This window comes from Halomonas sp. SS10-MC5 (assembly GCF_015992245.1).
Classification (GTDB): Bacteria; Pseudomonadota; Gammaproteobacteria; order Pseudomonadales; family Halomonadaceae; genus Halomonas; species Halomonas sulfidoxydans.
In genome coordinates this window covers 2,926,857-2,939,976 of record NZ_CP065435.1, presented here as the reverse complement: position 1 = coordinate 2,939,976, position 13,120 = coordinate 2,926,857, and the positions used below count along the sequence as shown (strand labels likewise).

At 66.5% G+C, this 13,120-nt stretch carries 12 protein-coding genes; 6 read left to right on the top strand and 6 right to left on the bottom strand.

All coding sequences use genetic code 11. The features are described 5' to 3' along the window. Positions 1-36: 36 nt before the first annotated feature. On the bottom strand, positions 37-855 hold the full coding sequence (locus I4484_RS13710; protein WP_111414303.1) for a LuxR C-terminal-related transcriptional regulator: 819 nt from the start codon (positions 853-855) through the stop codon (positions 37-39). A 194-nt stretch (positions 856-1,049) separates the two neighbouring features. Here I4484_RS13710 and rmuC point away from each other — a divergent pair, with 194 nt between their 5' ends. Beyond that, positions 1,050-2,426, top strand: a complete 1,377-nt coding sequence (gene rmuC / locus I4484_RS13705; protein ID WP_197447827.1) for a DNA recombination protein RmuC — start codon at positions 1,050-1,052, stop codon at positions 2,424-2,426. A 22-nt stretch (positions 2,427-2,448) separates the two neighbouring features. Here rmuC and I4484_RS13700 read toward each other — a convergent pair whose 3' ends face one another. The 5 genes from I4484_RS13700 to gatC all read right to left on the bottom strand — a co-directional run bounded on the left by I4484_RS13700 (position 2,449) and on the right by gatC (position 8,250). Then, positions 2,449-4,146: a methyl-accepting chemotaxis protein gene (locus I4484_RS13700; RefSeq protein ID WP_197447826.1), complete on the bottom strand. Its 1,698-nt coding sequence runs from the start codon at positions 4,144-4,146 to the stop codon at positions 2,449-2,451. Between the two features lie 220 nt (positions 4,147-4,366). Then, positions 4,367-4,918, bottom strand: coding sequence for a cupin domain-containing protein (locus tag I4484_RS13695; RefSeq protein ID WP_197447825.1), 552 nt, complete (start codon positions 4,916-4,918; stop codon positions 4,367-4,369). Positions 4,919-4,975: 57 nt separating this feature from the next. Then, positions 4,976-6,430, bottom strand: a complete 1,455-nt coding sequence (gatB, locus tag I4484_RS13690; protein ID WP_197447824.1) for an Asp-tRNA(Asn)/Glu-tRNA(Gln) amidotransferase subunit GatB — start codon at positions 6,428-6,430, stop codon at positions 4,976-4,978. Then, a complete protein-coding gene (gatA, locus tag I4484_RS13685; RefSeq protein WP_197447823.1) occupies positions 6,430-7,890 on the bottom strand; it encodes an Asp-tRNA(Asn)/Glu-tRNA(Gln) amidotransferase subunit GatA in 1,461 nt (486 codons plus the stop codon). Before gatA ends, gatB begins: the two co-directional genes overlap by 1 nt. Before the next feature lie 72 nt (positions 7,891-7,962). Then, positions 7,963-8,250: an Asp-tRNA(Asn)/Glu-tRNA(Gln) amidotransferase subunit GatC gene (gatC, locus tag I4484_RS13680; protein WP_197447822.1), complete on the bottom strand. Its 288-nt coding sequence runs from the start codon at positions 8,248-8,250 to the stop codon at positions 7,963-7,965. Positions 8,251-8,431: 181 nt separating this feature from the next. Here gatC and I4484_RS13675 point away from each other — a divergent pair, with 181 nt between their 5' ends. The 5 genes from I4484_RS13675 (at position 8,432) to rng (ending at position 13,118) form a co-directional block, all read left to right on the top strand. Then, on the top strand, positions 8,432-9,469 hold the full coding sequence (locus I4484_RS13675; protein WP_104201758.1) for a rod shape-determining protein: 1,038 nt from the start codon (positions 8,432-8,434) through the stop codon (positions 9,467-9,469). A gap of 131 nt (positions 9,470-9,600) precedes the next feature. Then, the gene (gene mreC / locus I4484_RS13670; protein ID WP_197447821.1) at positions 9,601-10,491 is read left to right on the top strand and encodes a rod shape-determining protein MreC; all 891 of its coding nucleotides are present in this window, start codon (positions 9,601-9,603) and stop codon (positions 10,489-10,491) included. Then, positions 10,491-10,982 carry a rod shape-determining protein MreD gene (gene mreD / locus I4484_RS13665; protein ID WP_197447820.1) on the top strand — a complete coding sequence of 164 codons (492 nt, stop codon included), beginning with the start codon at positions 10,491-10,493 and terminating at the stop codon, positions 10,980-10,982. Before mreC ends, mreD begins: the two co-directional genes overlap by 1 nt. Positions 10,983-10,995: 13 nt before the next feature. Continuing rightward, positions 10,996-11,601, top strand: a complete 606-nt coding sequence (locus I4484_RS13660) for a nucleoside triphosphate pyrophosphatase (protein WP_197447819.1) — start codon at positions 10,996-10,998, stop codon at positions 11,599-11,601. 53 nt (positions 11,602-11,654) lie between these two features. Next, positions 11,655-13,118, top strand: coding sequence for a ribonuclease G (gene rng, locus I4484_RS13655; protein WP_197447818.1), 1,464 nt, complete (start codon positions 11,655-11,657; stop codon positions 13,116-13,118). Positions 13,119-13,120: the final 2 nt, after the last annotated feature.

Below are 13,120 nucleotides of genomic sequence, written 5' to 3'. Positions count from 1 at the left end.
TCCCCATGTCCGGGGGGCCGGCTTTTTTTTCGCGTCTCAGACCGCCTGCTGGCGCGACACCAGCGCCACATGATCGAGGAACAGCCGGAACAGTTGCGACTGGCTGGAGACCTCGAGACGCTGATAGATGTGCTTGCGGTGTACCTTCACGGTGCCGTCGCTGATGTCGAGTTCCCGGGCCGCCGATTTCGTCGAATGGCCGGCCAGCAGCAGACGCACGATCTCCTGCTCCCTTGCCGTCAGCACCGCGGCGCCGAAGCTGGCAAGCGCGGCTTCCACCGGTTCCTGCTCCGCGAGACGCTGCTGGAACTGACTTCCCTGCCATTTCCAGTACTCGGTCAGCAGGGCCTCGGCAATGGGCGATACGTAGCGCAACGCCTGCAGCGCGCGGCGGGTCAAGGGTGGCGACTTCGTCCCGAAGCCGAGCGACACGGCGATCACCACCTCCGCCTCGACCCGGCAGAAAATGCCGACTTCATCGACCAGGCCCAAGGCACGATAGTAGTGGGCGTAGTACTCACTGGCTTCGAAGCGATCCGGGGCCAGCTCGCGCAGGCGATGGGCACCCTGGTCCAGGCCATTGCTCACTGCGGCGAAGAAGGGATCGAGCAGATAGGCCTGGCTCAGGTAGCGCTCGACGCCCTGCTCGTGGCGGTGTGGCGGGTAGTCGTCGTGGATCAGCAGCGGTTGCCGACGACCCCGATAGGCGTTGATCAGCACGGTTTCGTGACCCACCAGCTCGCGCAGGGATTGATCGAGCCTGGCGGGGAAGTCGGGGGTCGCCGCCGTGCGCAGCAGGCGAGCCAGCTGCTGGTGCCAGGCATGGCTTTCGGAGCGGGCAAGGAAATCGAGCATGGGTAGGTGCGTCAGTAGAGCCTGGCTTTCACGATAGCATGACCCTGCGTTGACGCCTGGATGCCGTTCGTTGATGGCTGGGCGGACGAAGAAACGATGAACGATGCCAGGTGGGATGCGATGCAGGCCGTGACAAACTCGGCGGTATTGAGGAGACTTGCGAGCTATCCCTTTGCTGCAGCAGGAGAATGCCCTTGACCGATCTCACCACGCTGCTGGCCGCTCTTCCTCTGGGCTACGTCATGGCACTGACTGCGCTGCTGGCGTTTCTGCTCGCCTTCGGCCTGGCCGGCCTGCTTGCCGGGCGGCAGCGCGGCGTCGAGCGGGAGCGGCATGCGGTCATTCACGCCGAGCTTCGCGAGCGGCTCACCGAGCGTGAGCAGCGCCTCGAGCAGCTTCAGCGCGAACTGGGCGAGGTGCAGGTACGCGAGGCGCGCCTGGCCACCACCCTGGAGCAGAAGCAGCAGCACTTCGAGGCGCAGCTGGCGCTGCTGCGCGATGGCCGCGACCAGCTGCGCCAGGAGTTCGAGAACCTGGCCAACGAGATTCTCGAACGCAAGGGGCGCGCCTTCTCCGAACTCTCCCAGCAGCGCATCAGCGGGCTGCTGCAGCCGATCCAGGCCGAGATGAAGGGCTTTCGCGAGAAGGTCGAGACGATCCACCGCCACGACACCGAGCAGCGCGCCGGGCTGCGCGCCGAGCTCAGGCACCTGCAGGCGCTCAATCGTGAGATCACCGACCAGGCCGAGCGCCTCACCCAGGCGCTGCAGGGGCAGAAGAAGGTGCAGGGCAACTGGGGCGAGCTGATGCTCGAGAACGTGCTCGAGGGCTCCGGCCTGCGCTCCGGCAAGGACTACCAGCGCGAGGTCAGCTTCACCACGGCCGAGGGTCGCCGGCGGCCCGACGCGGTGGTCTACCTGCCCCAGGGGCGCCACCTGGTGATCGACGCCAAGACGTCGCTGGCCGCCTACGTGCGCTACGTCAACGCCGAGGACGAGCGTGAACGCGAGCTGGCCCTGGCGGCCCATGCCACGGCGGTGGGCGAGCGTATCAATGAGCTGGCCGACAAGCACTACTACGACCTGCCGGGGCTCAACTCGCCGGACGTGGTGATCATGTTCGTGCCGGTGGAGTCGGCCTACGTCGAGGCGCTCAAGTACGACGAGACCCTCTACCAGCGCGCCATCGAGCACAACGTGCTGGTGGCCACGCCGACCACGCTGCTGACAAGCCTCAACATCGTGCGCCAGCTGTGGCGCTTCGAGGACCAGAGCCGCCACAGCGCCGAGCTGGCCAATCGTGCCGAGCGGTTCTACAACAAGCTGCGCCTGTTCCTCGAGAGCATGCAGGAGGTGCAGGCGAAGCTCGACGGCGCCCGCGACAGCTACGACCGCGCCATGGGGCAACTGGTCAACGGTCGTGGCAACCTGATCAAGCAGGCCGCCGAATTCCAGGAACTGGGGGTGGCGGTGAAGAAGGAGCTGCCCGCCGAGCTGGTCGAGCGGGCCGGGCTGGAGCTCGAAGCTGAACGCCCCCGCCAGGCGCTGCCTGACGGGGGCGGACGAAGCTAGGGATTCCCAGCCAAGCGGGGGCTTAGAAGTTGGCCCACTCCGGCTGACGCTCCGTCGCGGCGAGCTGCAACTGGCGCATGATGGGCCGTGGTGCGGTAAGCATCACTTCGTTCGTCGCACCTTGGCCATCTGTGCGAGCAGTGTTCGGCAGCTGGAAGGCCGCCATGGCGGTCATCAGCTGTTGCGCATGCTGGCGCAGATTGCCGGCGGCCGTGGCACTTTCGTTCACCAGCGTGGCGTTCTGCTGCGTTACCCTGTCCATCTCGGCTACGGCGGTCCCGGCTTCCTGGACACCGGCACTCTGCTCGACGCTGGCCTGGCTGATCTCGCGCATCAGTTGGCTGACGCGTGCGATGGCTTCAACGATTTCCTCGGTGGCCTGGCGGGCCTCGGCGGCGCGGGTATTGCCACTCTTCACACGCTCCACATTGCTGGTGATCAGCTCATTGATCTCCTTGGCGGCATCGGCGCTCTTCTGGGCCAGCTTGCGCACTTCTGCGGCAACCACGGCGAAGCCACGCCCGTGCTCACCTGCCCGGGCCGCTTCCACCGAGGCATTGAGCGCCAGGATATTGGTCTGGAAGGCAATATCATCAATGGTCGAGATGATGCTGGCGATCTCTCCGGCACTCCTGTCGAGCTCGTTCATGGTAGCCGCCATCTGCTCTACCGCTACGCCACCCTGGCGTGCCGTGTGCGAAGCGCTTTCGGCCTCGCGGCTGGCCTGGCCGGCGTTCTCGGTATTCTGAACCACGGTGCCGTTAAGCTCCTCCATGGCCGAGGCGGTCTGCGTCAGGGCGCTGGCCTGCTGCTGGGTACGCGAGGCGAGATCGGTATTGCCTTCGGCGATCTGCTCGCTGTTGCTGGCCACTGCCTCGGCGGCGGCTCGTACCTGGGCGACGATTTCCTGTAGCTGGCGTGCCATGCCGACCTGGGCGGCCATGATGCTGTGTTCGTCGTTCTTGCGCAGGCGGCCGGCCGTGGCCAGCTCTCCACGGCCGATCGCCTCGGCGAAGGCGCGCACCTCATGCGGCTCGGCGCCCAGCTCGCGCAGCAATTGGCGGGCGAGAAGATAGGCAATGCCGCCACCCAGGAGCATTGCCGCGAGACACAGGGCCAGCATCAGCATCTGGAATCCGGCGGCGGTATCGCGTGCCAGGGCGGAATCGGCGGCGCTTTCGGCCTCCTGATGGTCGATGAAGGCGTTGATGCTGTCGAGCCAGGCGAAGAAGGCCGGACCGGCGGCGCTGAGCAGCCGTTCCCTGGCTGCGGCGAAATTCCCCTGTTCACGCTGTTCCATCACTTCGGCCGCGATGCGCTGGGTGGCTTCGGCCTGGCGCTCCACGGCGGCAAGCAGCTCCTGCTCCCGTGGCGTGACGCTTTCGCGCGTCATTTCGTTCATGCCGTTGGCGGCGAGTCGATAGTCATCGGCCAGAGCCCGGTAGTCGCGCTGCAGCGCCGCCAACTCCGGCTGTGTCTCGACCAGGGTCATGTCGCGCAGCAGGATGGCGCGGTCATGCACGCTGCCCCGCCAGTCGATGGCGTGGCGCAGCTTGACGCCATTGATGTCGTTGATGGTGGTGAGGCTGCGGTCGATACGGTTGACCTGCACGATGCCGATGGCAGTGAGCAGTACGATCAGGGCGAGCACGGCGGAAAAACCGAGAAGCAATCGAGTGCGGATACCGAGGCGGGCAAGGCTGGCGTTCGTGGCCTTCATGGTTGTCGTTCCTTCTGCGTGGAGGAGCTCGTAGGGAGGGCTCTTGTTGTACAAGTCGCACTCTATATCTTGTACAAACAATGTACAATTATTTGACGCTATTTGCGCCATAGCCTCGCAGCCACCGCGATATTCTCTGGCTTGGATAGAAATAAAAAAACCTGCCGCAAGGGCAGGTTCTCGAAAACTTGTACAGGATGGGTGGTGCTGATCCGTCAGGCTAGAAGGTTCGCGCCGGCGTGCAGCAGCTCACCAGCCGGCAGGCTTCGCTGCCGGGGTTGCGAAAGCGGTGGGGAACGTTGGTGTCGAAGTAATAGGCCTCGCCGGGGCCGAGCAGGCGGGTCTCGGCGCCGATGGTGATCTCGATCTCGCCCTCGAGCACCACGCCGGCCTCCTCGCCCTGGTGGGCGATCATCTCGCGGCCGGTATCGGCGCCGGGCGGGTAGGTCTCGATCATGAAGGCCAGGGCGCGGCTGGCGCGATTGGCGCCGACCAGCTTGTAGACGACTTCGCCGCTACCCACGTCGGCCAGTTCCTCGGCCGAGTAGAAGACCTGGTTGCGGCTCTCCATGTCCATGGTGAAGAAATCGCCGACGCTGATGGGGATGGCGTCGAGGATCTTCTTCAGCGAACTGACCGACGGGCTGACCTTGCCCTGTTCGATCAGCGACAGGCTGGAGTGGGTGACACCGCAGCGCTTGGCCAGCTCGCGCTGGGAAATGCCGCGCAGGGTGCGCAGCGCACGCAGACGTGTGCCTACATCATCCGACATGCTGTTTCCTCGTCGTGGGGAGCCGGCGCTGTCGCTGACACGACAGCGCCTTGTGACCTAGCAGAGCGCGTCCAGCTTTTCCTTCAGCAGCGCATTGACCTGCTGCGGATTGGCGGTGCCGCGCGAGGCCTTCATCACCTGACCGACAAAGTAACCGATCATCTTGCCGCGCTTGTCCGGTTCGGCATCGCGGTACTGGGCCACCTGGGCCGGGCTGTCGGCGATGACCTGGTCGATCATCGCCTCGATGGCACCGCTGTCGGTGACCTGCTTGAGCCCCTGGGCCTCGATGATGTCGTCGGCGCTTGCACCTTGACCGTTCCACAGCGCCTGGAACACCTGCTTGGCGGCCTTGCCGTTGATGGTGTCGTCGATGACCCGCACGATCAGCTCGCCGAGCTGGCGGGCCGACACCGGGCTGTCCTTGATCGACAGGTTCTCACGGTTCAGGGCTCCAGAGAGTTCGCCCTGGACCCAGTTGGCGGCCTGCTTGGCATCGCCACAGACGTCCCTCACCTCGTCGAAGTAGTCGGCCATCTCGCGGGTGGCGGAGAGCACGCTGGCATCGTAGGCGGAGAGTCCCAGCTCGTTCTCGAAGCGGGCGCGCTTCTCGGCGGGCAGCTCCGGCAGGTTGTCGCGCAGGTGGTCGATATAGGCCTGGTCGAGTACCACCGGCAGCAGGTCGGGGCAGGGGAAGTAGCGATAGTCGTTGGCTTCCTCCTTGGTGCGCATGCTGCGGGTCTCGTCGCGCTCGGGATCGAACAGGCGCGTCTCCTGCACCACCTTGCCGCCCTCCTCGAGCAGCTCGATCTGGCGCTCCACCTCGAAGGCGATGGCACGCTCGACGAAGCGGAAGGAGTTGACGTTCTTGATCTCGGCACGGGTGCCGAAGGCCTCCTGTCCCCTGGGGCGCACCGAGACGTTGACGTCGCAGCGCATCGAGCCCTCGGCCATGTTGCCGTCGGAGATGCCGAGATAGGTGACGATGGAGTGGATCGCCTTCAGATAGGCGGCGGCCTCTTTCGCCGAGCGCATGTCGGGCTCGGAGACGATCTCGAGCAGCGGCGTGCCGGCGCGGTTGAGGTCGACGCCGGTCATGCCATGGAAGTCCTCGTGCAGCGACTTGCCGGCGTCTTCCTCGAGGTGCGCGTGGTGGACGCGAATCGGCTTGGTCGTGCCGTCATCCAGGGTGATCTCGACCACACCGGCACCGACAATGGGCTGGTACATCTGGCTGGTCTGGTAGCCCTTGGGCAGGTCGGGGTAGAAGTAGTTCTTGCGATCGAAGACCGAAACCTCGGGGATCTCGGCATGAATCGCCAGGCCGAACTTGACCGCCATGGCCACGGCGGCCTCGTTGAGCACCGGCAGAACCCCGGGCAGGCCCAGGTCGACGGCACAGGCCTGGGTGTTGGGCTCGGCGCCGAAGGCGGTGGAGGCGCCGGAGAAGATCTTCGAACGGGTGGCGAGCTGGACGTGGACCTCCAGCCCGATCACGGTTTCCCATTGCATCAGGCGTTCTCCTCGGCGAAGGCGGGGCGTTGACGGTGCCAGTCGGTGGCCTGCTGGAACTGATGGGCGACGTTGAGCAGGCGCGCCTCGGTGAAGTGGCTGCCCAGTATCTGCAGCCCGATGGGGCGGCTGCCGGCGAAACCGGCCGGTACGCTCATGCCGGGAATGCCCGCCAGGTTGATGGCAATGGTGTAGATGTCCTGCAGGTACATCGAGACCGGGTCCTTCTTGGCGCCGAGGTCGAAGGCCGGCGTGGGCGAGGCCGGGCCCATCAGCACGTCGACCTCCTCGAAGGCGTCGAGGAAGTCCTGGCGGATCAGGCGGCGAACCTGCTGGGCCTTCTTGTAGTAGGCGTCGAAGAAGCCTTCGGAAAGCGTATGGGTGCCGATCAGGATACGGCGCTTGACCTCGTCGCCGAAGCCCTCGGCGCGGCTGCGCTTGTACAGGTCGATCAGGTCGGCGGGGTTGTCGCAGCGATGACCGAAGCGTACGCCATCGAAGCGCGACAGGTTCGACGAGGCCTCGGCCGGGGCGATGACGTAGTAGGCCGGGATCGCGTAGTGGGTGTGCGGCAGGCTCACCTCGCGCACGCTGGCGCCGAGCGACTCGTACACCTTGATGGCGTCGCGCACCGCCGCCTCCACCTGCGGATCGAGGCCGTCGCCGAAGTACTCGCGGGGCAGGCCGATCTTGAGGCCGGCGAGGGGCGTGTCGAGCTCCTCGGTGTAGTCGGGCACGCCGCGCGCCACGCAGGTGGAATCGCGCAGGTCGTGGCCGGCCATGGCCCCCAGCAGCAGCGCGCAGTCCTCGGCGGAGCGGGCCATGGGGCCGGCCTGGTCGAGGCTCGAGGCGTAGGCGATCATGCCGTAGCGCGACACCCGCCCGTAGGTGGGCTTGAGTCCGGTGATGCCGCAGAAGGCGGCGGGCTGGCGGATCGAGCCGCCGGTGTCGGTGCCGATGGCAGCCGGCACCAGGCCGGCGGCCACCGCCGCCGCGCTGCCGCCCGAAGAACCGCCGGGTACCGCGGCGAGATCCCAGGGGTTCTTTACCGCACCGTAATGGCTGTTCTCGTTGGAGGAGCCCATGGCGAACTCGTCCATGTTGGTCTTGCCCAGGCTGACGGTACCGGCGGCCTTGAGCTTCTCGACCACGGTGGCGTCGTAGGGCGAGATGAAGTTGTCGAGCATCCGCGAGCCGGCGGTGGTCTTGATGTCCTGGGTGCAGAAGATGTCCTTCAGCGCCAGGGGCAGGCCGGTCAACGGGGCTGTCTCGCCCGCGGCGCGCGCCTTGTCGGCGGCCTCGGCGGCGGCCAGGGCCTGGTCGTAGGTAACGGTGACGAAGCTGTTCAGCTCGCCGTCGAGGCGGTCGATGCGGCCCAGCAGGTGCTGGGTCAGTTCGCGGCTGGAGAACTCGCCGGCGTCGAGCGAACGGGCCAGTTCGGCCAGGGTCTTGTCATGCATGCGGCATGGCTCCATGAAGGCGTGCCGTGAGAGAGAAAGTGGGTCCAGAGGTGACCGACGGGCGGTCGGGGCTCATTCGACGACGCGAGGCACGAGGTAGAGCCCGTTCTCCACGGCCGGCGCGCAGCGCTGGAAGCGGCCGCGCTGGTCGCTTTCGGTGACTTCGTCGGCGCGCAGGCGCTGGGTGACGTCGAGCGGGTGAGCCAGCGGCGCGACACCCTCGGTGTCGAGCCCCTGGAGCATGTCGACCATCTCGAGAATGCGGCCTAGGTCGTCCACGTAGCGGGCGGCTTCGTCGTCGGTCAGGCCGAGGCGGGCCAGATGGGCGGCCCGCTGCACGTCTGCGTGTTCAAGCGCCATGAGCTGAGTGTCCTCGCACGGATTGGGAGTGTTATGCACAGCAGGAAAAGGTACCATATCCGGCGCGTGGCGGGCACTCTTCTCGCACCCGCGGCGGCGCCATGTCGCTTGCTGCACGGGGGCCGCGATGATACCGTTTGCCTCCGCACTGGTCCCCGGTCTGCACTAGGTAACGACGTCCATGTTCAAACGCTTGAGGGGGCTGTTCTCCAGCGATCTTTCCATCGATCTGGGTACGGCCAATACACTGATTTATGTCCGCGGTCGCGGTATCGTGCTCGATGAGCCGTCGGTAGTGGCCATTCGCCAGTCCGGCAACATGCGCAGCGTGGCCGCGGTCGGCGCCGATGCCAAGCGCATGCTGGGCCGTACGCCGGGCAACATCACCGCGATTCGGCCGATGAAGGACGGCGTCATTGCCGACTTCACCGTCACCGAGCAGATGCTGCAGCACTTCATCCGCAAGGTGCACCAGAGCACCTTCCTGACGCCGAGCCCGCGGGTGCTGGTCTGCGTGCCCTGCATGTCGACCCAGGTCGAGCGCCGCGCGATCAAGGAATCCGCCGAGGGCGCCGGTGCGCGCGAGGTGTTCCTGATCGAGGAGCCCATGGCCGCTGCCATCGGCGCCGGCCTGCCGGTGGACGACGCCCAGGGCTCGATGGTGGTGGACATCGGTGGTGGGACCACCGAGATCGCCATCATCTCGCTCAACGGCGTGGTCTACTCCGAATCGATCCGCGTCGGCGGCGACCGCTTCGACGAGGCCATTTCCGCCTACGTGCGGCGCCACTACGGCAGCCTGATCGGCGAGGCCACCGCCGAGCGCATCAAGGAGGAGATCGGCTGCGCCTACCCCGGCGGCGAACTGCGCGAGATCGACGTGCGCGGGCGCAACCTGGCCGAGGGCATCCCGCGCAGCTTCACCCTGAATTCCCACGAGATTCTCGACGCCCTGCAGGAGACGCTCTCCTCGATCGTCGCCGCGGTCAAGAGCGCGCTGGAGCAGTCACCGCCGGAACTCGCTTCCGACATCGCCGAGCGTGGCCTGGTGCTGACCGGTGGTGGCGCCCTGCTGCGCGACCTCGACAAGCTGATCGCCGAGGAGACCGGCCTGCCGGTGATCGTGGCCGAAGACCCGCTGACCTGCGTGGCGCGTGGGGGTGGCAAGGCGCTCGAGATGATCGATCGCCACACCTTCGAGCTGCTCTCGAGCGACTGACGCTGGCGCCAGACCGCCTACCAGTGCGAATCGACGGATGAACAGGCGCGGCCAGCCGACGTGCTGCGCCCGGTGCGGGGGGAACGTCTATTAAACCGCTGTTCTCGCACGGTTCTGTGCCCGGTTACCGCATGCTGCTGTGTGCGGTGGCCGCTTCTGCCTTGATGTTCGTCGATCACCGCTTTACCCGTATGGAAGAGGTCCGAGCGCAGCTGACCACCGTCGTGGCGCCGATCCAGTGGCTGGTCGCCGTGCCCAGCGACATTCTGGCCTGGGGGTCGCTGGCGCTTTCCGACCAGCGTGGCCTGGTGGAGGAGAACCGCCGGCTGCGCGAGCAGATCCTGCACCTGTCGCACCGGGTGCAGCACATGTCGAGCCTGACAGCGGAGAACGTGCGCCTGCGCGAGCTGCTGGGTGCCGCGGCGCGCTCGGAGGCGGAGTACATCACCGCCGAGCTGCTCTCCCTGGACTCCGACCCGTTCACCCACCAGATGGTGATCGATCGCGGGCGTCGCAATGGCGTCTACGTGGGCCAGCCGGTGCTGGATGCCTCGGGGCTGGTGGGGCAGGTGACGGCCGTTTCGGCCTACTCCAGCCGGGTGCTGATGGTGGCGGATGCCAGCCATGCGCTGCCGGTCCAGGTCAATCGCAACGGGCTGCGCTTCGTGCTGCAGGGCAGCGGCCAGTACGACTCCCTGCGCGTCGTGCACGTGCCCGACACGGCCGACATCCGCGAGGGGGATCTGCTGGTGACCTCCGGGTTGGCCGGGCGCTTCCCGCCGGGGTATCCGGTGGCAAGAATCACCGAGGTGGTGCACGACCCGGGTCAGCCCTTCGCCCGGGTGACGGCCGAGCCGGTGGCGCGCCTGCAGCGTTCGCGACACTTCCTGCTGATCTTCCCGCCCGAGCCGGCGCCGGTCCCGGAGGATGAGATGTGGGATCGCGAACTGCCCGAACCCGAGGAGAGCGAGGGGGGCGAGGTCGACGCCTCCCTCCTTCCCGCCACGGAGGAGCAGAGCTGATGCCGAGCGGACCGCGAACGCCTCTGGCCTGGGTGTGGGTCACCCTGCTGCTGGCGCTGTGCCTGCAGGTGATGCCGCTGGCCGAAGGCTGGCAGATCTGGCGTCCCGACTGGCTCGGCCTGATGCTGATCTACTGGTGCATGGCCACGCCCGACCGGGTCGGTGTGCTGCACGGCTTCGTGCTCGGCATCCTGCTCGATCTCATCGAAGGCGCCCCGCTGGGCCAGAACGCCTTGACCCTGTCGCTGCTGGCCTTCCTCTCGGCGCTGGTCTATCCGCGCTTTCGCACCTACTCCCTGGTCCAGCAGGCGCTGCTGATCCTGGTGCTGCTGGGGCTGGTGCAGCTGGTCGAGCAGTGGCTGCGTACCCTGTTCGGCCCCTTCTCGATGCACCTCGCCTTCCTGCTGCCATCGCTCATCGGCGCGGCGCTGTGGCCTTGGCTGGTCACCATGTTCCAGGCGCTGGAACGTCGCCTGCTGAGTCACGACTGATGGAGCGGCTCCCATGACCGAGGCGTCGAGCCCTGCCGTACTGTGTCTGGCGTCGGCCTCGCCGCGGCGGCGCGAGCTGCTGGCCAGCATTGGCGTGGCGGCCGAAGTGAGGCCGGTCGACATCGACGAGTCACCACTTGCCGGAGAGCGCCCGGAAGCCTATGTCGTGCGTCTGGCGCGGGACAAGGCGGTGGCGGGAGGACGGCTCACCACGCTGCCGACGCTGGGTTCGGATACCGCCGTGGTATGCGACGGCCGGATTCTCGGCAAGCCTGCCGACCGCGCCGAGGCGGCCGCCATGCTGCGCCTGCTGTCGGGGCGCGCTCACGAGGTGCTTACCGCCGTGGCCGTGACGGGGCCTGCCGGCCTGCTCGACGCCTGCGTGGCCACGCGGGTGTGCATGCGCCGGATCGACGAAAGGGAGATGGCGGCCTACTGGGCTACCGGTGAGCCGGCCGACAAGGCGGGCGGCTACGCCATCCAGGGGTTGGCGGCGATCTTCGTCGAACGCATCGAGGGCAGCCACTCGGCGGTGGTCGGGTTGCCGCTGTTCGAGACGGCGCGGCTGCTCGAACGACAGGGCGTGCCGCTGTGGCACGCAGTCGGTAATGCTGTCTAGCCGCATCACTATGTCATAATGCGGCGAAGACTGAACTGGACAAGGACCTCCGCATGAGCGGCGAAGTACTGATCAACCTGACGCCGATGGAAACCCGCGTGGCGGTGGTGGAGAATGGCGTGCTGCAGGAGGCGCTGATCGAGCGGACGCGCCGACGCGGCATCGTTGGCAATATCTACAAGGGTCGCGTGGTGCGGGTGCTCCCCGGCATGCAGGCGGCCTTCGTCGATATCGGCCTCGATCGTGCGGCCTTCATCCATGCCCACGAGGTGATGCCGCCCGGCACCCCGCCGGAGGAGCAGGCGTCCATCGGCCAGCTGCTGCACGAGGGCCAGGCTCTGGTGGTCCAGGTCACCAAGGACCCCATCGGCACCAAGGGAGCGCGGTTGACCACCCATCTCTCGGTGCCGTCGCGCTACCTGGTGTACATGCCCGACTCCCCCCATCATGGCGTCTCCCAGCGCATCGAGGATGAGCGCGAGCGCGAGCGTCTGCGCGAGCTGCTCGAGCTCTGTCAGACCGAGCAGGAGATCGAGATCACCGGCGGCTTCATCGTGCGCACGGCAGCGGAGAACGTGGGCAAGGAGGAACTCTATGCCGACATGCATTTTCTCCTGCGGCTGTGGCGCAAGGTCAGCGAGCGCAAGGTGACCGCGCCGGCACCCAGTGTCATCTACGACGACCTGCCGCTGTTCATCCGCACCCTGCGCGACCTGATGCGCGACGAGATCGAGAAGGTGCGCATCGACTCGCGGGAGAACTACGTCAAGCTGCTCGAGTTCGCCGAGGAGTTCATGCCGGATTCCTCGGCGCGTATCGAGTACTACCCCGGGGAGCGGCCGATCTTCGACCTCTACAGCGTCGAGGACGAGATCCAAAAGGCGCTGGGGCGCAAGGTGCAGCTCAAGTCCGGCGGCTACCTGGTGATCGACCCCACCGAGGCGATGACCACCATCGACGTCAATACCGGCGGCTACGTGGGCCATCGCAACCTCGAGGAAACCATCTTCAAGACCAACCTCGAGGCGGCCAACGCCATCGCCCGCCAGCTGCGCCTGCGCAACCTCGGCGGCATCATCATCATCGACTTCATCGACATGGAGGACCCGGAGCATCAGCGCCAGGTGCTGCGGGTGCTCGAGAAGGCGCTGGAGCGCGATCACGCCAAGACCAAGTGCACCGGCGTCACCGAGCTGGGGCTGGTACAGCTGACGCGCAAGCGTACCCGTGAAAGCCTGGAGCAGACCCTGTGCGAGTCGTGCCCCACCTGCAGCGGCCGCGGCACCCTGAAGACCGCCGAGACGGTATGCTACGAGATCTTCCGCGAGATTCTGCGTGAAGAGCGCGCCTACAACGCCGAAACCTACATGGTGTTGGCCTCTCAGCCGGTGGTGGATCGGCTGCTCGACGAGGAGTCCGCGGCCGTGGCCGACCTGGAGGCGTTCATCGGCAAGACCATTCGCTTCCAGGTCGAGAGCCACTACTCCCAGGAGCAGTACGACATCGTGCTGATGTGAGG